The following is a 21,917-nucleotide window of genomic DNA, read 5'->3' as shown; positions in this document are numbered from 1 at the left end:
GCGCTCTCCCCTTAGGCCGGTTCTTTGTCGCGCGCGGCCACCATGTCCTTGTAGCCCTGGCGGGCGTGGCAGGCCTGCAGCCAGGCCTTCACGCGCGGCGCGCCCTCGAAGAGCTCCGGCGCCGGCATGGCGTAGCGAACGACCTCGGCCAGGCTGAGATCGGCGACGGTGAAGCGACCGCCGACGACATGGCCCGTCTTGGCGAGCGCCGCGTCGAGCACGGCGAAGGGCGCCTTCAGCGCCTCGATCGAGCGGCGCGCCAGCTCGGCGTCCCGCTGCTCCGGCGGCTTCGCGACCATGTTGTAGAGGATCTGCAGCGAATGCGGCTCGACCTCGGTCATCGCCCAGATGGACCACATGGTCATCTCGGCATCCTCGGCGAGGTCCTTGGGCGCGAGCGGCCCGCCCTGCTTCTTCGCCATGTAGAGGTTGATGGCGAGCGACTCGTGCAGCGTCAGGTCCCCATCGGTCATCGAAGGGATGTGCCCGTTCGGGTTTACCTTCAGGAATTCGGGCGAGCGCGAGTGCAGCGGCCCGTCCGGTCCCTTCGCACGGTCGGCCTGGATCACCGGCACGTGCCTGACCTCCATGCCGAGCTCGTTGGCGAGCCAGAGGTTGCGCGAGGCGCGGGACCGGTAGCAGCCGTAGATGGTCAGCATGGTCGTGGTCTTGTCCTTCAGAAAAGTTCCATCAGGCGCGCATGGTCGGAGAAGGCCGAGGGCGGCCCCTCCTCGATGATCGCGCCGGATTTCATCGCCAGCACGCGGTCGGAAATGGCGAAGGCCTCCCGCACGTTCTGTTCCACCAGCAGGATCGCGATACCGCGGCTGTCGCGCAAGGCGGCGATGGGCGCCAGCAGGTCCTGGAAGAGCTTGGGCGCAAGGCCGATGGAAGGCTCGTCCAGCAGCAGCGCGCGCGGCCGGGTCAGCAGCGCGCGGGCGATGGAGACCATCTGCTGCTGCCCGCCGGAGAGCGTGCCGGCGCGGCGCGTGCGGAAGTCCCGGATGCGGGGGAGGAGGGTCAGCACCTCCTCGATGCGCTCGGCGCGCTCCTGCTTCGGCACCGCGGCGGCCCAGAGCGCGAGCCCGAAGATCTCGTCCACGGTGAGGTCGGGGAAGACGCCACGTCCCTCGGGCACCAGCGCCAGCCCGGCGGCGCCGAGGGCGGCCGGCGAATGGTTCGGCAGCTCCTGCCCGAAGACGCGGATGCGGCCGGCATCTGGCCGGTGCAGGCCGAAGAGCACGCGCATCAGCGTGGACTTCCCCGCGCCGTTATGGCCGACGAGCGTGACGATCTCGCCCTCGCCGAGGGTAAGGGAGATGTTCTCCAGCACGGCGCGGCCGCCATAGCCGGCGCTGATGCCAATGGCCTCGAGGGCGGGCCTTTGCTGAGCCTGGCTCATGCCGCGTCCTCCCGGTCGCCGAAATAGATGGCGGCCAGCTTGGGGTCGCGAAGGATCGCCTCGGGCTCGCCCTCCGCCAGGACCTTGCCCTGGTCGAGGAAGGCGATGCGGTCCGCCAGCTCGGTCACCACGTCGAGGTTGTGCTCGATCAGGCAGATGGCCACGCCCTGGCGCCGGGCCTCCTTCAGCAGCTCGCCGAAGCGCCGGCGGGAGGAGAGGTCGAGGCCGGAGGCGGGCTCGTCCAGCAGCCAGATATCGGCCCGGGCGGCGAGGATCCGCGCCATGGAGAGGAACTTCCGCTCGGCATAGGCGAGGTCCATCGCGCGCGCCTCGGCCAGCGCGGTCAGGCCGGTGCGGGCCAGCGCCTCCTCCGTCGCGGCCTCGCGGGCACGGCGGGCGGCGGCGCCGCCGGGCTGCCAGAACCAGGCGGAGGTCTCGGTGGCGGCCAGCACGTTGTCGCGCACGGACATATGGGTGAAGAGACGCAGGTCCTGGAAGCTGCGGGCCACGCCCTGCCGGGCCACCTGATGCGGCTTGAGGCCCATGATGGACTGGCCGCGCAGCATGGCCTTGCCGGCATCGGCGCGGAGGTTGCCGGTGATGAGGTTGAAGCAGGTGGTCTTCCCCGCGCCGTTGGGGCCGACCAGCGCCGTGACCATCCCCGCCGTGAGCGAGAGCGAGACGCCGGCCACGGCCTTCACCCCGCCGAAGGAACGCGAGAGGCCCTCGCAGATGAGAAGGGGCGCGGTCATGCGTGGCTCTTCCCGCGGCTGAGGTCGCCGACAAGGCCGGCGGGCCGGAAAATCATCAGCAGCGTCATGGCAAGGCCGTAGATCACCTGCTGCACGGCACCGACTTCCGTGGACGGGATGAAGGGCAGGAAGGCCAGCCCGGCCGGCAGCGAGAGCAGGATCACCGCGCCCACCAGCGGGCCCCAGAGGGTGCCCGTGCCACCGATGATGACCATGGCCATGATCAGCACCGACTGATCGAGCGTGAAGCTCTCCACATTCACGAACTGCATGTGCATGGCGAAGAGAGCGCCCGCCACGCCCGCGCCCGCGCAGGCGAAGGCCACCGCCAGCGCCTTGGCGGCCGCGACGTTCTTGCCCAGCGCCTCGGCCGCGCTCTCGGCGTCGCGGATGGCCTGCAGCGTGCGGCCGAAGGAGCTGCGCATGAGCAGCGCCGTCGCCAGCAGGATGACGGCCAGCGCCCCGAGCGCCACCGGAAGGGTGCTCACCTCCACGCCGAAGAGGCGGGGGCCGGGAATGCCGGTGAGGCCGCCGATGCCGCCGGTGACCGTCTTGGCCTCGCTGAACAGGGTGACGGCCATCATCTGCAGGCCGAGCGACGCCGCCACGAAATATTCGCCGCGCACGCGCAGCGCCGGCAGGGCGAGGCACAGCGACAGCACGCCCGAGACCAGGGCGGCGGCCAGCATGGCCAGCAGCGCGTCCGGCACCAGCAGCAGGGAGACCTGCGCGCCGGCATAGGCGCCCAGACCGAAGAAGACCGCATGCGCCACGCTGAAGATGCCGGCATAGCCGACGGCCACGTTCAGGGTGGCGGCCAGGATGCAGAAGATCGCGCCCAGGGACGCCAGATTGGTGAGATAAGCGGTCATCTTGCCTGTGCGATCCCGAAGATTCCGCTCGGGCGGAAGATGATGAAGGCGAAGAGCACGAGGAAGGAGACGGCCTCGGCCCATTGCGTGTCGACGAAGCTGAGCGCCACCGCCTCGGCCACGCCGAGCATGAGCCCCGCCAGCGCCGCGCCGCGGAGCGAGCCCACGCCGCCCACGATCGTCGCCGCCATGGAGATGAGCATCACGTGATGGCCGATCGCCTCGTTGAGGCCCGAGGTCATCGCCGTCAGCATCGCCGCCGGCGCCACCAGCGCCGAGCCGACCGCGAAGGCCAGCAGCGAGAGCTTCGTGGAGGAGAGGCCATAGGCCCGCAGCAGGTCCGGGTTCTGGTGCAGCGCGCGGAGCGCCACGCCCGCATGGTGCCGGGTGAGGAACAGGGTCAGCAGCAGGAAAAGCACCAGGGAAAGGCCGATCGCGACCCAGAAGACCTGGGCGAGATAGACGTCCGGCAGCACCTCGGTCGCGCGGGAGAGGGGCGTGTCCACGCTCGCGAAGCCGCGCCCGGCGAACATGCCGACCAGGTTCTGCACCACGATGCCCACGCCGAAGGCTGCGACGAAGACGGTGAAGAAGGAGCCTTCGTGCCGTTGGATCGGCCGATAGACGAACCAGTAGATGCCGATGCCGAAGAGCGTGGCCACCCCCACGCTCGCGAGGCCGCCCAGATACCAGGGCCAGCCGGCCTGGCTCGTGAAGAGGAAGGTATAGCCGGCCAGGGTGAAGGCCGAGCCATGCGCGAAGTGGAAGATGCGCGTGGCACCGAAGATCAGGGCGAAGCCGGCCGCGGTCAGCGCGTAGAGCGCGCCGACCTGCAGCCCCTGCAGCAGGAGCTGGAGAAAAAGCACTGCCTCAGCCGATCTTGACCAGCCGCCCGCCGCGGATCTCGGTGATCTGGAGTGCCGCGCTCATATTGCCCAGGTCGTCGAAGCGACCCTTGCCGCCCACCAGGTCGAATTCGCGCTGGGCCAGCAGGACCCGGCGCAGATTCTCGCCGTTCACTTCCGCGTTCTCGCGCTCGAGCGACTGGGCCAGCAGGCCGAAGAGCCGGACGGCGTTGTAGTAGTTCACCTGGTAGGTGCCGGGATCGGCGTTGTGCTGCGCCTTGAAGTCGGTCGCGAAGCGGCGGGTGACGGCGTCGCCGCCCTCGAAATCGGTGGACTGCGTGGTGAAGATCAGCCCCTCGGCCTCGGGCGTGTTGCGCACGCTGTCGATGTTCATGGCCGAATAGGAGACGAGCGGCTGGGACACGCCGTTGTCGCGCAGCTGCTTGATGATCTGGCTCTGCTGCGCGCCGAAGGAGGCGATGTAGACGGCGTCCGGCCGGGTCTGTCTGATGCGGGCCGCGACCGGGGCGAATTGCTGCGCCGTGCGCGGCACCGAGAAGTTGCCGACCAGCGACCCGCCCGCCGCCGGCAGGGAGGTGCGCAGGATGCCCAGGATGGCGTCGCCCAGCGGGTCGTCCACATAGACCAGCGCCACCCGCTTCAGGCCGCGCTGGATCATGAAGGGCAGCAGCGCCTGGGTCTCGAGATGGGCGAGGGGGATGACATTCCAGAAATAGGGCGAGAGGCCGGAGAGGTCGGGCCCCACCGCGCCGCCATTCACCATCACGGTCCGCGCCCGGTCGCCCACGGGCGCCACGGCCTTGGAGACGGCGGTGAAGGCCGAGAGCACGTAATGCGCGTGGTCGACGCTGACGAGCTTGTTCATCGCCACCACGGCCTGCTGCGGCAGCGCCTGCGTGTCCTCGGCCTGGATGCGCACGGGGCGGCGGAGAATGCCATCGGCGTTGATGTGCTGGATCGCCAGGGCGGCGCCGGCCGTGAAGACCGAGCCGTATTCGGCATTGGGGCCGCTCATGGGGAAAAGCGTGCCGACGATGTAGGGAGCCGCGGATTGCGCCCGGGCGCTGCCGACGAAGGGTGCGACGGCAAGGCCGCCCAACAGCGCGCGGCGGCCTGAATTCATGCCGGACATGACCATTCTCTCCCAAGTCTTTCTTATGGCGCGCATCCTCCGCTGCGGCGCTTCGGCATGTCAACTCCGGCGGCGCTCAGCGCGCCCGGCGGACCCAGACGATGATCCAGCCGACGAGGGCGAGCGCCATGAGCGGGAAGGTCAGGAAGGCCAGCCACATCATCATCGCCATGGTGTAGAGCGTCTCGCCGATATCCCGGCCGGCCAGGAGGCAGGGATGGGAGCCCGCCTCGTTTAGTCGGCAGCCGAGCGTCGAGGCCAGGAAATAGGCCAGGAAGGGCATGATGATCGGCGTGAAGGAGCCCAGCGTGAAAACGCCCAGGATCCATTTCCAGACCGGCGGGACCGGCCTCATGGTCGGAACGCCGCTCATCGCGAGGCCGGGCATGCAGGCGCCGCCCTTCCCGAACAAAGCCGGGGAGTAAGAGCCCGTCGTTCGGGGCGGCGCTGCAGCATCAGTCGATCCTCAGGTTCAGGCGGCGTACCATGGCCACCTCCTCGGTATTCGTGCGTTCGGCGAAGGCCGTATAGGTCGCGGTGTCCATATAGCGCACCGGCATGTCGAAGCGCTCCAGCACGGCCAGGTGCCGCGGATCATGAAGCGCGATCTTCATCGCGTCATGCAGCACGCGCACCACGCCCGGGTCCATGTTCTTCGGCCCGGCGAGGCCGTAGGGGCTGTCGGAGACGATGTCGATGCCGGCCTCGCGCAGGGTGCGCACCTCAGGGAAGCGCTTCGCCCGCTGCTCGCTCCAGACCACCAGGAGCCGGAACCGGCCCTCCTGCACCATGGGCGCCCAGCCGGTGCTGTCCGCCACGCAGTCGACCGAGCCCTGCAGCAGGGCCTGCGTCGTCTCCGCGCTGCCCCGGAAGGGCACGTGCAGGAATTCGATCCCGCGATCGGCGCCGATGCGCTCCATGGTGATGTGCAGCGAGGAGCCGACGCCCGGCGAGCCGTAGCTGACCTTGCCGGGATTCGCCTTGGCGTAGTCCAGCAGCTCCTCCCAGGTGTTGTAGCGGCTGTCGGCGCGCACGACGACGCCGAAGCAGTAGCCGGTGAGGTGGATGATCCAGGAGAAGTCGGTCATCGGGTCGAAGGGCGGGCGGCGCGTCATGGCCGGGTAGCGGAAGATCGACACCGGCATCTGGCCGAAGAGGTAGCCGTCCGCGCGGCTCTCCTGCGCGATCGAGGCGGGGCCCAGCGTGCCGCTGGCGCCCGGGCGATTGTCGATGACCACGGGCTGGCGAAGCTGCTCGGAAGCGACCTCGGCGAGGACGCGCATATGCGTGTCGGCGGAGCCGCCGGCGGGCCAGGGAACGACGAAGCGAAGGGAGCGGTTGGGAAAACCGGACTGGGCGACGGCAGGCGCGGCAAGGCTCGCAAACGGGGCCGCCAGCGCAGTGCGGCGGGAGAAGCTTGGTGTCACGTCATTTCCTCGTCATTGGGAGCGCTGCTTTGCACTCTATCCGCGAGAGTTTCGCAGCAAGGACACGGGGTGGTCCAGACCACGCGGCCGGGGTTCCGTCTCGGTAACGGACGTGGGCGGCAGCGGCGCGAGGGCCGTTCCAACCTCAAAATGACTTTCGGGACGATCGATCCGGGGGCGTTCCATGCAAAAGGGGCGATGGAGCCCCCCGCGAAAACGCTTCGCGGGGGAACGCCCGTCGAATATGAGGCGCGGATGGACAACAACACGGCCACCAAGCCCCGCAGCCCGTTGAAGGGCGACGCCTACCGCGCCTTCGAGGAGCTGCCGGTCGAGGTGCGTCGCGCCCTGCAGGAATCGCTGGTGGACTGGTGCCCCCTGCGCGCCCGGGAATGGCATCTCCACCTCCTGCGGAAGGAGCGCCTGCGGCCCGCCAAGGCGGCGAGCCTGCTGGTGCGCACCATCCGCAAGATGGATCATGCCGAGGTCGTGGCCTTCGCCCGGACCTGGCCCAAGGGGGCCAAGGCGTATCCGCACGTCGCGGCCGGGGCCACCATCCAGCGGTATCGCGGCAAGGACGGCATTCCCGAGGTCTGACCGCCCGTTGCCTCAGGCGCCGGCGGTCTCGGCCTTGGCCGGGACGGTCCTCGCCAGGGCGGCCAGCAGGTCCGTCTGGGTGATGAGGCCGAGGACGCGCCGTTCCGCATCGACGATCACGACGGCATGCGTCCGCCCGTCGGTCAGGCTCGGGACGAGCGAGGCCGCGGGCTGGTCCGGCGAGGCGGTCGCCGCCGGCGACATGGCCGGCCCGACCGGACCCACCGCATCCGCCAGTTCCCGCAGGCCGATGCTGCCCTGAAGCCGCCCATCCTCGCCCACGACCGGCAGGTTGCGGATATTGTGGTCCAGAAGCAGGAAGCGCGCGCGGCGGGCCTCCTCGTCGGGTCCGACGGAAACGACGTCGCGGGACATGATGTCCCGGCACCTCAGCGCGCCGTGCAGCCGCGCGGTGGTCTGCAGCTCCACCTGGCGCAGCAGGCGGATGAGGTCCCCGCGATCGATGTCGAAGGTCTCGTCCAGCATCTCGAGCGCGGCGTCGATGTCGGTGGGCTGGAATCCCGTTCGGGCGGCGGCCGGCGGATCCTGGGTGCGGTGGGTATTGGCCGGGGCGGGCGGCGCCGTGTGCGGATAGGCCCGGCCGGAGAGCCGGTGGAAGGCGATGCCGAGGGCGACGAGCACCAGAGAGTTCAGCGCCACCGGCACGAAGGGGAAGAGCAGGCCGGACGCAGCGACGGCGGGTCCGCCCAGGGCCGCGGTCAGGGCCACGGCCGCCCCGGGCGGATGCAGCGACCGGGTGAAGGACATGGCCGCGATCGAGAGGGAGACGCCGAGGCCGGAAGCGAGCAGGGGATCCTTCACGAGCTGCGCCACGCCCACGCCCACCAGGGCGGAGACGGTATTGCCCATGACGATCGACCAGGGCTGGGCGAGGGGGCTCGACGGAATGACGAAAAGCAGCAGGGCCGAGGCGCCGACGGGCGCGGCGATCAGCGGCACGTCCGGCGCGTGCTTTACGAACAGGCCGGAGATGAAGGCGGTCAGGCCGATGCCGATCAGCGCGCCGAGGCAGGCGACCAGGCGCTCGCGCAGCGTCGCGCCAGCGAGGATGGGGGCGAAGAAGCGCGAGCCTGGCGGGGGAGGCGATCCCTGCGGGGATCGGGCGGGGTGCGACATGGAAATCCGGGAGGAGCGGGACAGGTCAGGGAAGGGCGGAGGAGCCGCCGTTCAGGACATGGAGGGCAGCCTGGCCCAGGGGGCGCCGCCCGTCTTCCGGCATCGGGGGAGGAAAGCCACCCCTCCTGCCCGGGCCTTCGCCGGGGCGCGAGGGGGCGAAATCGATATCCATGCCCCCCGTCATAGGGGGCTTCGGCGATTTGGCCGCATTGAATTTCGTTTAGCTGCCGTGGCTTCCGGTGGGTGGCTTCCCCGGCCCAAAGGAGGGCGCTGCGCCGGATCGCCGCCTTGGGCCAGCTTCAAGTTGACCCGTCCCCCGGCCCCGGCGAGTTTGCGGGATGACCAAGAAATCACTGGAATTCCGCCACCTCGAGGCGTTCCGCGCCATCATGCGCAGCGGAACCGCCACTGGTGCGGGCGCCATGCTCGGCGTTTCCCAGCCCGCGGTCAGCCGTCTTCTCTCCCAGGCCGAGGCGCTCGTCGGCTTTCCGCTCTTCGAGCGCCTCCATGGCCGCCTGGTCCCGACCGTCACGGCGCAGACCCTCTACGAGGAGACGGAGCGCATCTTCACCGGCATCGAAGAGATCTCGGCCCTGACCGAGCGGCTGCGCGTCCAGTCGCCGCGCCGGGTCGTCATCGCCTCCCTGCCCACGCTGACGCTCTCCATCCTGCCCGGTGCCGTCATGGCCTGGCGTAAGGCGGGGCGGCGCGAGACCCTTTCGATCCATTCCCGCACGGCCGGCGGGGTGCTGGGGCTCGTGGCCTCGCGCCAGGCGGATATCGGCATCGCCGTGGGCGCGGTAGCGGTCCCGGGCGTGCGTTCCTCGCCGCTGGCGCGCACGCGGGCCTGGTGCGTGATGGCGCCGGGGCACGCGCTGGCCGGGAAGGCGGTGGTGCAGGCGATCGACCTGGACGGGCAGGCCTTCATCGCCCTCTCCCGCGAGGAAGGGCGGCAGGCGATCATCGACGACGCCTTGCGCGACACCGGCGCGCGGCCCGTCGAGAGCGTGGAATGCCGCATGACGGCGGGGGCGGTGGCCATGGTGGCAGCCGGGGTGGGCGTCACCATCGCCGATGCCTTCTCGGTCTCGATCTTCCTCGAGCGGGGCCTGGTGATCCGGCCCTTCGAGCCCGCCGTGCTCTTCGAGTACCGGCTGATGTGGCCGGAGGAGGTGCGGGACACCTTCGGCCGGGCCGCCCTGGCGCAGAGCATCCGCAACGAGGCCCGCCGCGTCCTGGAGCAGGTGACGGCGGTCGCCACGCCATAAGCCGGGGCACGGCCCTATAACTCATTGGTATGAGGCGGGGCGAACGAGCCGTGCGAGCGTGACAGCCCCATGACAGTCACCTCCGACCCCTTCGCCCCCGGCTTCGTCGAGCGCCCCTATTGGTGGGATGCCGCGCCGCCCACCATCGACACGGCACCGCCGCTGCCGGACCAGATCGAGGTCGCGATCATCGGCGGCGGCATCGCCGGCCTCGCCACTGCGCTCGAGCTCGGCCGCAACGGCACGAAGAGCCTGGTGATGGACCGCGAGATGATCGGTTGGGGCGCCTCCTCGCGGAACGGCGGCGCGCTGGCCGGTGCCGGAAGCCTCGGCAAGATGCGTTCCGACCTGGGGGACGTCCTGGGCAAGAAGTTCCTGCAGGAGCTGGCGGAGGAGAGCGAAGGCGCCTTCGAGAGCTTCGAGGCGCTGGTCGCGCGCGAGGGGCTGGATTGCGACTTCGTCCGCTGCGGCCGCTTCACGGGCGCGCATGCGGAAAAATCCATGGATGCGCTGAAGCGCCGCGCCGAGATGATCAATTCCGCCGCCGGCGAGCAGGCCTTCCTGGTCCCGAAGGATCGCGTGGCCGAGGAGATCGCGACCGACCGCTACGTGGGCGGCATGGTGCTGCACCGCGCGGGCTCGCTGCATCCGGGCAAGTATGTGCGCTCGCTCGGCCGTGCCGCGGAACGCTACGGCGCCACCCTGGCCGGCGGTACCGAGGTGCTGAGCTACCGGCGGGAGGCCGATGGCGGCTTCGTGATCGAGACCAGCCGCGGCCGCCTGAAGGCCAAGCACCTGATGGTCGCGAGCAACGGCTATACGGGCAAGGCCACGCCTTGGCACCGCCGCCGTCTCATCCCCGTCGCGAGCTACATGATCGCGACCGAGGAGCTGGGCGAGGAGCGCGTGCGCCAGGCGCTGCCGAAGCTGCGCGTCTACGGCGACACCAAGAAGGTCCTCTATTACTTCCGCCCTTCGCCGGATCACCGCCGCATCCTCTTCGGCGGCCGCGCGAGCTTCGTGGATGCCGATACCAGGCGCTCCGGCGCGCGGCTCCATCAGTTCCTGACCGACCTCATCCCTGATCTCGAGGGCACGAAGGTCACCCATAGCTGGAAGGGCAACGTCGCCTTCGCCTTCGACATGATCCCGCATGTCGGCGTGGAGGACGGGGTCCATTACGCCCTGGCCTGCAACGGCAGCGGGGTGACGACGATGACGCATTTCGGCACCGTCGCCGCGCAGCAGATCCTGGGCGGCTCCAACCGCGTCTCCGCCTATGCGCGCATCCCCTTCCCGACGAAGCCCTTCTACAACGGCACGCCCTGGTTCCTGCCGGTGGTGGGCATGAGCTACCAACTGCGCGACCGGCTGGACGGCTGGCGTCTGCGGGACCGGAAGGGCTGATGGGCTGTCGCCCCCGTGGTTCGGGGAGAGCGTCCGAGGGCCGCTTTTCGCGGCTGATTTCCGGCGCGGCGCCATGTCTCGGCGCCGCGCCTCGCTTCGTTGACCGCTTCGCCTGAAGCGCCCGAGAGAAACACCGAACAGAGCAAGGGGCCCAAGATGTCCGTGACACCTTCACCTTTCCGACTGCACCGCCGCCTGCTGCTGGGCGCCGCGCTGGCGACGCCCGCGCTGCATGCCGGCCGCGCCCAGACCCAGGGCGAGGTGATCGTCCGGACGCCCGGCGGCTCCTATGACGACGTCATGCGCCGCTTCGTCTACGACCCCTTCACGGCCGAGACCGGCATCCGCGTGACGGTCGTCGCCGCGACGGCCGCCAAGCTCATCGCCATGTTCCGCGCGAACAATGTCGAGCTCGACCTGATCGACACGGGCGACGCCCAGCTGCTGACCCTGGAACGCCTCGGCGCGCTGGCGCCCATCGCCTATGACCGCTGGCGCTGGTCGAAGCCCGAGGACATCACGCGCCAGGTCCGTAACCCGCATCGCGTGGGCAACTTCATCTACGCCTCCGTGCTCGCCTACAACACGGAGACCTTCCGGGGCGACAACCATCCCAAGAGCTGGGCGGATTTCTGGGATGCCGGAAAGTTCGCCGGCCCGCGCATGCTGGCCGACATGGCGAGCGGCTCCGCCAATCTGGAATTCGCGCTGCTGGCGGACGGCGTTCCGCGGGACCAGCTCTATCCGCTCGACGTGGACCGCGCGCTGCGCGTCATGACGCGCATCCGCCCGCAGATCCGCCGCTTCTGGGACACGGGCGCGCTGGCCGCGCAGATGCTGTCCGACCGCGAGGTGGTGCTGGGCTCGATCTGGAACGGCCGCCTGCAGACCGTGATCGATAGCAACGCGCCGCTCGCCTATACCTGGAACGAGCACATGATCCAGGTCCAGTCGCTCGGTATCTTCAAGGATGCGCGGAACGTGGAGGGCGCGCAGCGCCTGGCCGACTTCATGCTGCAGCCGCAGATCCAGGCGCAGTACGCCAAGGCCCTGGTCTTCGGCCCGACCAACGAGCGCGCCTTCGAATCCTACACGCCCGAGGAAGCGGCCCGCACGCCCGGCGGCGAGAATTCCCGCCGGACCGGCTTCTACCAGGACGTCGCCTGGTGGCACGAGAACCGCGACCGCGTGAGCCGCACCTGGTCGCGCTGGCTGCTGCGATGAGCGGCTCGGTCGACCTCGACGCGGTCACCAAGCGCTACGGGAGCGAGACGGTGGTGGCGGGGGTCTCCCTCGTCATCCCGGAGGGGGAGTTCTTCACCCTCCTCGGGCCGTCGGGCAGCGGCAAGACCACCACGCTGTCCATGCTTGCCGGTTTCGTCGTGCCCGACGAGGGCCGGGTGCTGCTGGGCGGCCAGGACATGACCCGCGTGCCGCCGCGCGGCCGCGGCCTCGGCATGGTGTTCCAGAACTACGCCATCTTCCCGCACCTCAACGTCGCCGAGAACGTGGCCTTCCCGCTGACGGTGAAGGGCGCCTCCAAGGCCGAGATCAAGGCCCGCGTAGCCGAGGCCCTGGCCATGGTGAAGCTCACCGGCTTCGAGACTCGCTATGCGCGGCAGCTCTCGGGCGGGCAGCAGCAGCGCGTGGCGCTGGCGCGCGCCATCGTGGGCCATCCGAAGGTCGTGCTGATGGACGAGCCGCTGGGCGCGCTCGACAAGAACCTGCGCTACCACATGCAGGTGGAGATCAAGGAGATCCAGCAGCGCCTGGGCATGACGGTGATCTACGTCACCCATGACCAGGAGGAGGCGCTGACGATGTCCGACCGCATCGCGATCATGAATCATGGCCGGATCGCACAGATGGGCCCGCCGCGCGAGGTCTATGAGAATCCGGAAAGCAGCTTCGTCGCGTCCTTCCTCGGCGAGGCGAACCTGGTGAAGGTGCGGCGCGACGGCGAGACGGTGCGTGGCCCCGGCGGCGCGCCCCTGGTCGCGGCGCGCGGCGCGCTGAGCGCGAATGAGGGCCTGGTCTTCGTGCGCCCCGAGAAGGTGAAGGTCGCGGCCGGCACGGCCGAGCTGCGGCCCAACCATCTTCCTGGCCAGGTCCTGCACGCCTCCTTCCTCGGCAACATCATGCGCTACGCCGTGTCTGCGGCCGATGGCGCCACCTTCTTCTGCGACGTGGCCAATGGCGCGGGGACCGAGATCCACCGTGCCGGCGATGCGGTGACGCTGAGCTGGCGTGCCGAGGACAGCCGGTTGCTGGGGAGCTGAGGCGATGCCACTCGGACGCCTCGCCGGATGGCTGATGCTGGCGCCCGCGCTGGCGCTGCTCTTCGGCGTCTTCCTCCTGCCGATCGGCTGGTTCCTCGCCGGCTCGCTGACCGATTTCGCCAGCTTCGCGGAATTCTGGGAGGAGGCGCAGGATGTTCTCTTCTCCGGCACGATCCTGCGCGTGCTGCTGAACACCAACGGCATCGGCGCGGCCGTGACGCTGCTGGTGCTGGTGATCGGCTACCCCGTCTCCTACGCGCTGTCGCGCGCCAAGGGGCTGGTCTTCACGGCCATCCTGCTGTGCATCGTGCTGCCCTACTTCACCAGCACCATTGTTCGCACCTACGCCTGGATGGTGCTGCTGGGGCGGACCGGGCTGATCAACCAGATCCTGCTCGGGCTGGGCCTGATCGATGCGCCGCTGGAGCTCATGTACAACCGCACCGGCGTGATCATCGGCATGACCTATGTGCTGCTGCCCTACATGGTGCTGACACTCTTCGCTGCGATGAAGGCCGTCGATCCCCGGCTGCTCCAGGCGGCCGAGGGCATGGGCGCCTCGCCGGCGACGGTCTTTTTCCGGGTCTTCATGCCGCTGACGCTGCATGGCGTGATCGCCGGCGTGCTGATCACCTTCATCCTCGCCATCGGCTTCTTCGTCACGCCGGCCCTGATGGGCGGGCCGGACGACATCATGATCGCGATGCTCATCGAGCGTGAGGTGGAGCTGACCCAGAACTGGCCCGCGGCCGCGATGATGACCATCGTCCTGCTGGTCGTGACGCTCCTGCTCTATGCGGTCTACAGCCGCTTTGCCGACAGGGAGGCGCCGCGATGATGGGCCCCGTGCTCCGCGCCACCCTGCTCAAGGCACTGGTGGTTCTGCTCTGCTTCGGGCTGGTGGCGCCGATCGTCGTGGTGACGATCGCCTCCTTTAGCGGCGACGGCTATTTGAAATTCCCGCCGGAGGCCTTCTCGCTGCGCTGGTACGAGCGCTTTTTGGGCGACCATCGCTGGCGGTCGGCCATCATGAACTCGCTGTTCATCGGCCTGCTGACCTCGATCTTCTCGACAGTGATCGGCTTCCTCGCGGCCTATGCGCTGATGCGCGGACAGTTCCGCTTCAAGGCGGTCATCGCCTCGCTGCTGCTGATGCCGGTGATCGTGCCGCACATCATCACGGCGGTGGCGGTGTACTTCCTGTCGGCGCGGATGGGGCTGGTGGGGGTGCGGCCGTGGATCTCGGTCGCGCATACCGTCGTCGCCCTGCCGATCGTGCTGGTGATCCTGCAATCGGCGCTGCGCACGGTGGATCCCGCGCTGGAGCGGGCGGCCATGGTCTTTGGCTGCTCGCGCTTCGGCGTCTTCCGCCGGGTGGTGCTGCCGCTGGCGCTGCCGGGGATCGTCTCGGCCGCGCTCTTCTCCTTCCTGACCTCCTTCGACGAGCTCGTGATCTCGCTCTTCCTCGCGGGCATCCGGTCGGAGACGCTGCCGGTCCGGATCTGGAACAGCCTGCTGCTGGAGGTGGAGCCCACCATCGCCGCCGTCAGCACTCTGCTGATCGCGGTGACGGCGCTGGCGCTGGCGATCGATGCCGTGATCCGCAAGCTCCGGGGCGGCACCATGGCGGCCCTGCGCTAAGGCCGAAGGACGCGCGGGCGGCCATCGGACTGCCCGCGCGCAGGATCGTCAAAAGTGAAGCTGGCCGCTCGCGACCGTCACCGCCGCGCCGGCGATGCGGACGGAGACCGCGGCCTCTCCACGCTCCCAGGACGCATGGATCTCGCCGTCGCGGCCGAGCTCGATGCCCTGCTCGGCGACATAGCTGTCGGCCTTCTGGGCGGCGTGCCGATGGCGGGCGAGATAGGCGGCGACCGCCCCATTGCCGGAGCCGCAGACCGGATCCTCGGCGATGCCCTCGCCGGGCGCGAAGGTGCGAACGCGCAGCCGCACCGGGCCGCCATCGCCGCGCTCTGCGAAGACCGTCACCCCGGCCGCGCGCACCGCCTTGGCTTCCCGGGCGATGAGCGCCTGGTCGGGCTCCAGCGCCGGGATGGCGCCGAAGCGCCCGAGCTGGACGACGAGCCACGGCACGCCCGTCGAGACCACCTCGATCGGCGTCTCCGCCAGGTCGTCCGCCGAGCAGCCCAGCATGCGGGCGGCGGTGTCGCGCGACAGCTCCACCGGGCGGTGGAGCGGGGCGCCCTGCGTCATGCGCAGCAGCCGGCCGGCTCCCGTCGACAGGACCTCGACCGGCACGATCCCGATCCCGCATTCCTGCCGCAACAGCGTCGCCTGCGCCTTGTCCGGATAGCGCGCGAGGATGGAGTGCACGGCCGCGATCGTCGGATGGCCGGCGAAGGGCAGTTCGCTCAGGGGCGTGAAGATGCGCGCGCGATAATCGGCCTCGGTCGTCGTCGGCTTCAGGATGAAGACGGTTTCGGAGAGGTTCATCTCGCGGGCTATCTTCTGCATGACCTCATCGGGGATGTCGTCGGCCTCGAAGACGACGGCGGCGGGATTTCCGAAGAAGGGGCGCGACGCGAAGGCGTCGACCTGGACGAAGTCCTTGATCATCTGGCTGTTCGGTTCCTTGGCTTGGGGCGGTGATGAAGGACGCCGCTGCGTGACGTCCTTGGGGAGAAAGGGCTCTATCGCGCGGCAGGCGCCTGGAAGCGCGCCGCGCAGGTGACGCCGGCGAGGATGGTGGCCATGCCCAGCAGCTGATAGCCGTGGACCGTCTCGCCCAGGAACAGCACCGCGAGCACCACGCCGAAGAGCGGGATCAGGTGGATGGAAAGCCCGGCCCGCGCCGCGCCCACGCGCGCCACGCCGAGATTATAGAGCAGATAGGCGATGACCGAGGGGAAGAGGCCGAGATAGGCCAGCGCGCCGAGCGATTCCGCGCTCCATGTCGCCACCTGGCCCGACGCCCCTTCGAGCAGGGAGAGGGGGCCAAGCACCGCAAGCGCGACCATGATCTGCATTCCCAGCAATCCGACGCGGTCGATCTCGGCGGGAATGCCGCGCAGCCAGAGCGTGTAGAAGGCCCAGGACACCATGGCGCAGAAGACCGTCAGGTCGCCAGGCGAGAAGGAGAGGGAGGCGAGGCGCGACCACTCGCCATGCATCACGATGGTCAGCACCCCGGCAAAGGACAGGGTAAGCCCGAGCAGCTGGCCGGCACGAAGCCGCTGCCGGTAGAAGAGCGCACCGAACAGGACGATCAGGATCGGGATGAACGAATTGAGCAGCAGGCCGTTCGCGGCCGTGGTCGAGCGCAGGCCGAGATAGACCAGCGACGTGAAGCCGACCACGCCGGCCAGCGACAGGCTCAGCACGCGCCAGCGATAACGCCAGTATTTGTGGAGATCGCGGCGCATCGGCCGCCAGGCAAAGGGCAGCAGAACGAGAAGCGCGATCACCCACCGCCAGAAGGAGAGCGTCATCGGCGGAATATCGTGGCGCAGGGCGCGGCCCACGATGAAATTGCCGGCCCAGAAAAGCGGCGGTGGGATGAGAAGCAGAAGCCCCGTCACATCCAGCAAGCCGAAGCCCTTCCCGACCGTCTTTCCGCCATGGGACGAGGCTGCCGGGGCGCTTCCTGCGTAAGTCGTCATCAAGGTCACTTCGGTTGCCGCAAGCGCTGGATGCGCGGCCGACCGCGCGCCATCGCCGATGATTTGAATGCCGCGCAGACTATCATCCGGCGAGCGGAGAATCCTGGCGAAATCACCCTTGATTATGATGGTCGTTGGGGGTTTATGCCGATCTCTATCAAATGGACGCTCTTTTATGGTCGACGGGCCGGATGAATTTGACCGCAAGATCCTCTCGCTGCTGCAAGGGGATGGGCGGATCAGCATGACCGACCTGGCCGAGCGCGTGGGCCTTTCGCCTTCCCCTTGCGCGCGCCGGGTGAAGCGCCTGGAGGATGAGGGCTACATCGACCGCTACGTCGCCCTGCTCAATGCCAGGAAGCTCGGCGTCGGCCTCAGCGCCTTCGTGAACATTCGCCTCAAGAGCCAGACGCGGGACGCCTTCGACAGGTTCGATGCCGAGGTGGCGCATATCCCCGAGATCGTCGGCTGCCACCTCGTGACGGGATCCTACGACTATCTGCTCCAGGTACGGGTGGGCGACATCGACCAGTTCCGCACCTTCATGCGGGATCGCCTGACCGCCGTGGAAGGCGTGGCGGAGACGCAGTCCAGCATCGTGCTGGAGCAGCTGAAGTCGACGACTGCGATTCCCTTCGCGAACTAGGTCGGCGTCAGTCGGGGGCGAGCGCGCCGCGCGACCTCCCCCGCGAGCCAGACCTCTGCGTTGAGCGGGTGCCCGAGGCAAGCGGCGCCCTGGGCGGGCAACCGGCATCGAGGCCTCCTGAATTCGGCAGGGTCTGACCCACCGGCAGGATATCGTGTCCCCGGTTGGCCAGCGCTTCCCGAAACTGCGCCCTGAAAAGTGGCGTGCGGCAAGGGTGCTGAGGCTGATGTCGCCGCAGGGCTAGTCGGAAGAAGCGCGCGTCGCGGAAGCCCCGGCTGCTCCGCCGCTGGAGCGGTTCTGGGCCTGGGTGATGTGGCTTCCCGCCAGCACCGAATGGGTGAGCCAGACATTGCCGCCGACGGTCGACCCCTGTCCGACCGTGATGCGCCCGAGCAGCGTGGCTCCCGCATAAACGACCACGTCGTCCTCGAGGATGGGATGGCGGGGCTGCCCCTTGATCAGCGCGCCCGCCTCGTCGGCGGGGAAGCTGCGCGCGCCGAGGGTGACGGCCTGATAAAGGCGCACGCGCTCGCCGATCACCGCGGTTCCGCCGATGACCACGCCCGTGCCGTGATCGATGAAGAAGCTGCCGCCGATCCTGGCGCCTGGATGGATGTCGATGCCGGTTCGCGAATGCGCGATGTCGGAGACGAGCCGCGCCAGGAAGGGCGCGCCGAGCTCGTGCAGCGCATGCGCCAGCCGGTGGTGGAGCGTGGCCGTGAGCCCGGGATAGATGAGCAGGATCTCGGAATAGCTGGTGGCGGCCGGATCGCCCTCATAGGCGGCGCGGACGTCGCTGACGAGCAGCCCACGGATCTCCGGCAGCTGGGCGGCGAAGGCGCGCGTGATCTCCGCCGCTTGGTGGCGAAGCTCCTCCTCCGCGCGGCCGTCCGGGACGGAGAAGGGCAGGCTGCGCTCGACCTGTTCCTGGAGCGTGATCAGCGCCGCGTTCAGCGTCGAGCCCACGAAGTGGTCGATGGTCTCGTCCGTCAGGCCCGGCTGACCGTAATGGGCGGGGAACAGCGCCGCGGCCAGGCCGCGAAGCGCGGCGACGACCGCCTCGCGCGAGGGCGGCGGCCGCAGCCCGCCGCGATACCGGATGTTGTGAAGGGCATCCCGGGAGCGCTTCAGCCCCGCGACGATCGACGGCAGATCCCACCCGGAGGCCGCTTCGCCTGCTTTCAGGGTTCGCGTGGTCTCATCCGACGCCATGCCTTCCGTCCTCATCGTTGTCCTTCGCGTCCCTGCTACTGATGGCCCTGGCGGGACATTCGGCACGACGGGCGAAGTCCGGACGGCATCAGAGGTGGAATTTCACGCGCCGACCATCCCGTCATGCGGGACCCTGTTGGCCATATTAATCATATCAAATAGTGATATTTTTAAAACTACCATAACGACGGAATTTGAGCCCTGATGGAGGCTCCCGACGGGTGCCTGCGTCGGTTGGCTGATCCCGCTAATCGGCCGGAAGGAGATCATAAGATGAGTGTGGAATTCATCGGCTATGTCGGCCACTTCAACTCTTCCGAAAGCGTGCGCCGCATCGGCCCGGCCGTGGACGTGGCCCATATCGAGGCGGTGGCGAAGGCGCAGGAATATGTCGGCTTCGATCGCGCGCTGGTCGCCTTCCATTCCAACTCCGCCGAAAGCATCCTGATCGGCCAGCACATCGCGCATGTGACGGAGCGTCTGGGGCTGATGATCGCGCACCGGCCCGGCTTCACGGCGCCGACCCTCGCCGCGCGGCAGCTCGCCACGCTCGACCAGTTCTCCCGCGGCCGGGCCGCCGTGCACATCATCACGGGCGGCGACGATGCGGAGCTCGCGCAGGACGGCGACGGCCTGACCAAGGATGAGCGCTACGCCCGCACCAGCGAGTATCTGGATGTGCTGCGCCAGGAATGGACCTCGCCGGCGCCCTTCGACTATGCGGGCAGGTACTACAACGTCCGGCGCGGCTACGGCGACGTGAAGCCCTATCGTCCCGAAGGCATTCCGGTCTTTTTCGGAGGCGCTTCCGCCGCGGCGCTCCCAGTGGCCGGTAAGCATGCCGACGTCTACGCGCTCTGGGGTGAGACCTATGACCAGGTGCGCGAGCTCATCGCGCACGTGCGCGCGGCCGCCGCGCCCTTCGGCCGTTCGCCGCAGTTCAGCCTCTCGCTGCGCCCCGTGATCGCCGACACGGAGGAAAAGGCCTGGGCCAAGGCCGATGAGATCCTGGCCCGCGCCAAGGCGCTGCGCGCCGCCGGCGGCAGCGGCCGTTCGCCGAACAACGTTCGGGCCCAGCGCGATACGGCTCCACCGAACGAAGGCTCCCGCCGCCTGCTCGCCGCCGCGGCGCAGGGCCGGCGCCTGGACAAGTATCTCTGGACCGAGATCGCGGCGCTGACGGGCGCGCAGGGCAATTCCACCGGCCTCGTCGGCACGCCCGACCAGGTGGCGGAGGCGCTGCTCGACTATTACGACCTGGGCGTCAGCACCTTCCTGGTCCGAGGCTTCGATCCGTTGGTGGACGCCATCCAGTACGGCCGTGAGCTGATCCCCCGCGTGCGCGAGCTCGTTGCGGCGCGCAAGGCCGGCCGCCCGGCGGCGGCTTGATGGCCGGGATGCCGATGCCCGGCCGCCTCTGTGCCGCCAGAGCGCCGCTTCCTGCGAGGCACCGCGCTTTGGCGGGGAGCTGGTCTTCGGGTTGAGCGGCGCGGCGGTCGCATAACCGCGTCTTCCGCTCGATTTACGACAACCTGCCGGTATCCTGCGCTCCGGCTGGTCACGACGGGACGTGCCGTGGCCGGCCCCTTTCCTCTGATCCCCCTGCTTTGCGAGCGCAAAAGCAGGGGGATCAGCCCGCTTCTAGCGATGCGCCAGCGCGGCCTCCGGGTTCGGGGTCACGCCCAGCGCGCTGTTGATGCGATTGCTGAAGTTGAAATAGGCGGCGACCGCGGCCGCATCGAGGATGGCGAGGTCCGTCAGCCCTGCCTTGCGCAGCGCGTCCAGATCCTCCGGCTCGATCTCGCCCGGCCGGCGGGTGATCTTCAGCGCGTAGTCGGCCAGCGTGCGCTCGCGTTCCGAGAGGCCGGCATGGCGGTAGTTCACCGCGATGCGGTCCACCAGGACGGGATCGCCCGTGATCTCGCGCAGCGCAGCGGCATGCCCGAAGACGCAGGGCTCGCAGCGGTTCTCGCTGCTGACGACGAGCGCGATCAGCTCGCGCTCGCGGCGGGAGAGGGCGCTGTCGGGATCCTGCGTCGCGGCGCGGCTGATCGCGTCCTGCCCGAGGACGAGATTGGGGCGGTGCAGCACCGCCAGCTGGCCGTTGCGGACATAGCCCAGCTTCTCCTGCGTGCGGTCGAGCAGGGCCTGGACCTCGGCCGAGGCTTTCGGCGGCTTGCCGAGCTGGAGCCAGGAAACCGGCGAGGGCGAGGCCTTGGGGCGCTTACGGCTGGACATGGAGGGAACCTTTCCTGGGAATGCGGCCTTCTGTTTCGAAGGTCCGTTGAGAAATTCACATGCAGAAATGATAATTTACCAAAATTACCACGATGTTGGTCTCCGGAAAAAGGTGCCCGAAACCAAACAGGAAGCCAAAATGTGAATAAAATCTTTATTATCAGTCTTTTATAGTTGGAATAAAAATAACTATAAAAATTAGTTTAACATTTGACCGGCCACGAAATCGGCTTAGCCTTCCAGGCAATGAACAAGCTTCGGGCCCTTCCGATCGTCCGCCCAGCCCCCCTTCGCCGAAGGCGGTGTCGCCGCATCTGATCCCGCCTCGGGCCGCGGTCAGGCCCGATGCCATCCACGAAGCGGAGCCGTCCCTTGTCCCCTCATGCCGTCGCCGCCCCTCTGCCGGAATTCGAGGGGCTATCCCCGCCCGCCATCCTGGCCGCCATCCTCGCGCGCCATCCCGGGCGGGTCGCCATCCTGTCCTCCTTCGGCACGGAATCCGCCGTGCTGCTGCACATGGCGGCACAGATCGACCGCGGCCTGCCCATCCTCTTTCTCGATACCGAGCGCCACTTTCCGGAAACGATCGCCCATCGGGATGCGCTCGCCGCGCGCCTGGGCCTGACCGGGCTGCGCGACCTCCGTCCCGACCCGTCCGAGGTCGCCGCCGAGGATCCGCTGGGCGGCCTCTGGTCTTCCGCCCCGGATGATTGCTGCGCGCTGCGCAAGGTCCGCCCGCTCGATCGCGCCCTGGTGGGTTTCGAGGTGCTGGTGGACGGCCGCAAGCGCCATCACGGCGCCGAACGCCAGGGGCTGAACATCCTCCGCGAGGAGGAGGGCCGCCTGCGCGCCTCCCCGCTCGCCGCCTGGGGCGCGCCGGAGATCGAGGAATATCGCCTTCGCCACGACCTGCCCGCGCATCCCCTCGCTGCGCGCGGCTACGCCTCGGTCGGATGTCGACCCTGCACCAGCCCCGTCGCCGCCGGCGAGGGCACGCGTGCCGGCCGCTGGCGCGGCACCGGCAAGACCGAATGCGGCATCCATCGCCCGACCCCGCCTCAA

At 68.9% G+C, this 21,917-nt stretch carries 22 protein-coding genes and 1 pseudogene; 10 read left to right on the top strand and 13 right to left on the bottom strand.

The features are described from left to right. Positions 1 to 11: 11 nt before the first annotated feature. The 8 genes from KHU32_RS20985 to KHU32_RS20950 all read right to left on the bottom strand — a co-directional run bounded on the left by KHU32_RS20985 (position 12) and on the right by KHU32_RS20950 (position 6,451). The gene (locus KHU32_RS20985) at positions 12 to 659 is read right to left on the bottom strand and encodes a glutathione S-transferase family protein (RefSeq protein ID WP_213672135.1); all 648 of its coding nucleotides are present in this window, start codon (positions 657 to 659) and stop codon (positions 12 to 14) included. Between the two features lie 17 nt (positions 660 to 676). Beyond that, on the bottom strand, positions 677 to 1,402 hold the full coding sequence (locus KHU32_RS20980) for an ABC transporter ATP-binding protein (RefSeq protein WP_213672134.1): 726 nt from the start codon (positions 1,400 to 1,402) through the stop codon (positions 677 to 679). Next, complete coding sequence (locus tag KHU32_RS20975; RefSeq protein WP_213672133.1) at positions 1,399 to 2,154, bottom strand: ABC transporter ATP-binding protein; 756 nt, start codon at positions 2,152 to 2,154, stop codon at positions 1,399 to 1,401. The genes KHU32_RS20980 and KHU32_RS20975 overlap by 4 nt, the downstream gene beginning before the upstream one ends. Further along, a complete protein-coding gene (locus tag KHU32_RS20970) occupies positions 2,151 to 3,026 on the bottom strand; it encodes a branched-chain amino acid ABC transporter permease (protein ID WP_213672132.1) in 876 nt (291 codons plus the stop codon). The genes KHU32_RS20975 and KHU32_RS20970 overlap by 4 nt, the downstream gene beginning before the upstream one ends. Then, positions 3,023 to 3,892, bottom strand: coding sequence for a branched-chain amino acid ABC transporter permease (locus KHU32_RS20965; protein WP_213672131.1), 870 nt, complete (start codon positions 3,890 to 3,892; stop codon positions 3,023 to 3,025). Before KHU32_RS20965 ends, KHU32_RS20970 begins: the two co-directional genes overlap by 4 nt. A gap of 4 nt (positions 3,893 to 3,896) precedes the next feature. Beyond that, positions 3,897 to 5,024, bottom strand: coding sequence for an ABC transporter substrate-binding protein (locus KHU32_RS20960; RefSeq protein ID WP_213672130.1), 1,128 nt, complete (start codon positions 5,022 to 5,024; stop codon positions 3,897 to 3,899). A 76-nt stretch (positions 5,025 to 5,100) separates the two neighbouring features. Continuing rightward, positions 5,101 to 5,412, bottom strand: a complete 312-nt coding sequence (locus KHU32_RS20955; RefSeq protein WP_213672129.1) for a hypothetical protein — start codon at positions 5,410 to 5,412, stop codon at positions 5,101 to 5,103. Positions 5,413 to 5,479: 67 nt separating this feature from the next. Then, on the bottom strand, positions 5,480 to 6,451 hold the full coding sequence (locus KHU32_RS20950) for a Bug family tripartite tricarboxylate transporter substrate binding protein (RefSeq protein ID WP_213672128.1): 972 nt from the start codon (positions 6,449 to 6,451) through the stop codon (positions 5,480 to 5,482). Positions 6,452 to 6,706: 255 nt separating this feature from the next. Between KHU32_RS20950 and KHU32_RS20945 the strand changes: the two genes are divergently transcribed. Further along, on the top strand, positions 6,707 to 7,048 hold the full coding sequence (locus KHU32_RS20945; RefSeq protein ID WP_213672127.1) for a DUF6525 family protein: 342 nt from the start codon (positions 6,707 to 6,709) through the stop codon (positions 7,046 to 7,048). Between the two features lie 12 nt (positions 7,049 to 7,060). Here KHU32_RS20945 and KHU32_RS20940 read toward each other — a convergent pair whose 3' ends face one another. After that, positions 7,061 to 8,185 carry an HPP family protein gene (locus KHU32_RS20940; protein ID WP_213672126.1) on the bottom strand — a complete coding sequence of 375 codons (1,125 nt, stop codon included), beginning with the start codon at positions 8,183 to 8,185 and terminating at the stop codon, positions 7,061 to 7,063. Between the two features lie 338 nt (positions 8,186 to 8,523). Between KHU32_RS20940 and KHU32_RS20935 the strand changes: the two genes are divergently transcribed. The 6 genes from KHU32_RS20935 to KHU32_RS20910 all read left to right on the top strand — a co-directional run bounded on the left by KHU32_RS20935 (position 8,524) and on the right by KHU32_RS20910 (position 14,780). Next, on the top strand, positions 8,524 to 9,453 hold the full coding sequence (locus KHU32_RS20935) for a LysR substrate-binding domain-containing protein (RefSeq protein WP_213672125.1): 930 nt from the start codon (positions 8,524 to 8,526) through the stop codon (positions 9,451 to 9,453). Positions 9,454 to 9,522: 69 nt separating this feature from the next. Then, on the top strand, positions 9,523 to 10,860 hold the full coding sequence (locus tag KHU32_RS20930) for an NAD(P)/FAD-dependent oxidoreductase (RefSeq protein ID WP_213672124.1): 1,338 nt from the start codon (positions 9,523 to 9,525) through the stop codon (positions 10,858 to 10,860). Between the two features lie 156 nt (positions 10,861 to 11,016). Beyond that, entirely contained in the window at positions 11,017 to 12,084 is a 1,068-nt protein-coding gene (locus KHU32_RS20925) for an ABC transporter substrate-binding protein (RefSeq protein WP_213672123.1), read from the top strand. Further along, entirely contained in the window at positions 12,027 to 13,139 is a 1,113-nt protein-coding gene (locus tag KHU32_RS20920; protein WP_213672122.1) for an ABC transporter ATP-binding protein, read from the top strand. Before KHU32_RS20925 ends, KHU32_RS20920 begins: the two co-directional genes overlap by 58 nt. Positions 13,140 to 13,143: 4 nt before the next feature. Next, complete coding sequence (locus KHU32_RS20915) at positions 13,144 to 13,977, top strand: ABC transporter permease (RefSeq protein WP_213672121.1); 834 nt, start codon at positions 13,144 to 13,146, stop codon at positions 13,975 to 13,977. Continuing rightward, positions 13,974 to 14,780 carry an ABC transporter permease gene (locus KHU32_RS20910; RefSeq protein ID WP_213672120.1) on the top strand — a complete coding sequence of 269 codons (807 nt, stop codon included), beginning with the start codon at positions 13,974 to 13,976 and terminating at the stop codon, positions 14,778 to 14,780. Before KHU32_RS20915 ends, KHU32_RS20910 begins: the two co-directional genes overlap by 4 nt. Before the next feature lie 48 nt (positions 14,781 to 14,828). Here KHU32_RS20910 and KHU32_RS20905 read toward each other — a convergent pair whose 3' ends face one another. Both KHU32_RS20905 and KHU32_RS20900 read right to left on the bottom strand, forming a co-directional pair. After that, positions 14,829 to 15,716: a PhzF family phenazine biosynthesis protein gene (locus tag KHU32_RS20905; RefSeq protein WP_213672119.1), complete on the bottom strand. Its 888-nt coding sequence runs from the start codon at positions 15,714 to 15,716 to the stop codon at positions 14,829 to 14,831. 74 nt (positions 15,717 to 15,790) lie between these two features. Continuing rightward, the gene (locus tag KHU32_RS20900) at positions 15,791 to 16,759 is read right to left on the bottom strand and encodes a DMT family transporter (RefSeq protein ID WP_213672118.1); all 969 of its coding nucleotides are present in this window, start codon (positions 16,757 to 16,759) and stop codon (positions 15,791 to 15,793) included. Positions 16,760 to 16,934: 175 nt separating this feature from the next. On the opposite strand from KHU32_RS20900, the gene KHU32_RS20895 reads away from it, so the two are divergent. Then, the gene (locus tag KHU32_RS20895; protein WP_213672117.1) at positions 16,935 to 17,405 is read left to right on the top strand and encodes an Lrp/AsnC family transcriptional regulator; all 471 of its coding nucleotides are present in this window, start codon (positions 16,935 to 16,937) and stop codon (positions 17,403 to 17,405) included. Between the two features lie 240 nt (positions 17,406 to 17,645). Here KHU32_RS20895 and KHU32_RS20890 read toward each other — a convergent pair whose 3' ends face one another. After that, on the bottom strand, positions 17,646 to 18,617 hold the full coding sequence (locus tag KHU32_RS20890; protein ID WP_213672116.1) for a serine O-acetyltransferase: 972 nt from the start codon (positions 18,615 to 18,617) through the stop codon (positions 17,646 to 17,648). Between the two features lie 273 nt (positions 18,618 to 18,890). Here KHU32_RS20890 and KHU32_RS20885 point away from each other — a divergent pair, with 273 nt between their 5' ends. Continuing rightward, a complete protein-coding gene (locus KHU32_RS20885) occupies positions 18,891 to 20,006 on the top strand; it encodes an LLM class flavin-dependent oxidoreductase (RefSeq protein WP_213672115.1) in 1,116 nt (371 codons plus the stop codon). Positions 20,007 to 20,258: 252 nt separating this feature from the next. Here the strand turns inward: KHU32_RS20885 and KHU32_RS20880 are convergent, their stop codons facing one another. Then, positions 20,259 to 20,855 (bottom strand): peroxidase-related enzyme, encoded by a 597-nt coding sequence (locus tag KHU32_RS20880; RefSeq protein ID WP_213672114.1) that lies wholly within the window; start codon positions 20,853 to 20,855, stop codon positions 20,259 to 20,261. Between the two features lie 345 nt (positions 20,856 to 21,200). Here KHU32_RS20880 and KHU32_RS20875 point away from each other — a divergent pair. Next, a pseudogene (locus tag KHU32_RS20875) lies at positions 21,201 to 21,893 on the top strand (phosphoadenylyl-sulfate reductase); the annotation flags it as partial. Positions 21,894 to 21,917 lie beyond the last annotated feature (24 nt).

Origin of the sequence: Roseococcus pinisoli (assembly GCF_018413645.1) — a bacterium.
GTDB lineage: Bacteria > Pseudomonadota > Alphaproteobacteria > Acetobacterales > Acetobacteraceae > Roseococcus > Roseococcus pinisoli.
This window is presented reverse-complemented; position numbering and strand designations above follow the sequence as displayed.

Bases quoted from the DNA above. Each gene is read 5' to 3' on its own strand.
- KHU32_RS20985 (WP_213672135.1), bottom strand. From the start codon at position 659: ATGCTGACCATCTACGGCTGCTACCGGTCCCGCGCCTCGCGCAACCTC.
- KHU32_RS20980 (WP_213672134.1), bottom strand. From the start codon at position 1,402: ATGAGCCAGGCTCAGCAAAGGCCCGCCCTCGAGGCCATTGGCATCAGC.
- KHU32_RS20975 (WP_213672133.1), bottom strand. From the start codon at position 2,154: ATGACCGCGCCCCTTCTCATCTGCGAGGGCCTCTCGCGTTCCTTCGGC.
- KHU32_RS20970 (WP_213672132.1), bottom strand. From the start codon at position 3,026: ATGACCGCTTATCTCACCAATCTGGCGTCCCTGGGCGCGATCTTCTGC.
- KHU32_RS20960 (WP_213672130.1), bottom strand. From the start codon at position 5,024: ATGTCCGGCATGAATTCAGGCCGCCGCGCGCTGTTGGGCGGCCTTGCC.
- KHU32_RS20955 (WP_213672129.1), bottom strand. From the start codon at position 5,412: ATGCCCGGCCTCGCGATGAGCGGCGTTCCGACCATGAGGCCGGTCCCG.
- KHU32_RS20945 (WP_213672127.1), top strand. From the start codon at position 6,707: ATGGACAACAACACGGCCACCAAGCCCCGCAGCCCGTTGAAGGGCGAC.
- KHU32_RS20940 (WP_213672126.1), bottom strand. From the start codon at position 8,185: ATGTCGCACCCCGCCCGATCCCCGCAGGGATCGCCTCCCCCGCCAGGC.
- KHU32_RS20935 (WP_213672125.1), top strand. From the start codon at position 8,524: ATGACCAAGAAATCACTGGAATTCCGCCACCTCGAGGCGTTCCGCGCC.
- KHU32_RS20930 (WP_213672124.1), top strand. From the start codon at position 9,523: ATGACAGTCACCTCCGACCCCTTCGCCCCCGGCTTCGTCGAGCGCCCC.
- KHU32_RS20925 (WP_213672123.1), top strand. From the start codon at position 11,017: ATGTCCGTGACACCTTCACCTTTCCGACTGCACCGCCGCCTGCTGCTG.
- KHU32_RS20915 (WP_213672121.1), top strand. From the start codon at position 13,144: ATGCCACTCGGACGCCTCGCCGGATGGCTGATGCTGGCGCCCGCGCTG.
- KHU32_RS20910 (WP_213672120.1), top strand. From the start codon at position 13,974: ATGATGGGCCCCGTGCTCCGCGCCACCCTGCTCAAGGCACTGGTGGTT.
- KHU32_RS20905 (WP_213672119.1), bottom strand. From the start codon at position 15,716: ATGATCAAGGACTTCGTCCAGGTCGACGCCTTCGCGTCGCGCCCCTTC.
- KHU32_RS20900 (WP_213672118.1), bottom strand. From the start codon at position 16,759: ATGACGACTTACGCAGGAAGCGCCCCGGCAGCCTCGTCCCATGGCGGA.
- KHU32_RS20895 (WP_213672117.1), top strand. From the start codon at position 16,935: ATGGTCGACGGGCCGGATGAATTTGACCGCAAGATCCTCTCGCTGCTG.
- KHU32_RS20890 (WP_213672116.1), bottom strand. From the start codon at position 18,617: ATGGCGTCGGATGAGACCACGCGAACCCTGAAAGCAGGCGAAGCGGCC.
- KHU32_RS20885 (WP_213672115.1), top strand. From the start codon at position 18,891: ATGAGTGTGGAATTCATCGGCTATGTCGGCCACTTCAACTCTTCCGAA.
- KHU32_RS20880 (WP_213672114.1), bottom strand. From the start codon at position 20,855: ATGTCCAGCCGTAAGCGCCCCAAGGCCTCGCCCTCGCCGGTTTCCTGG.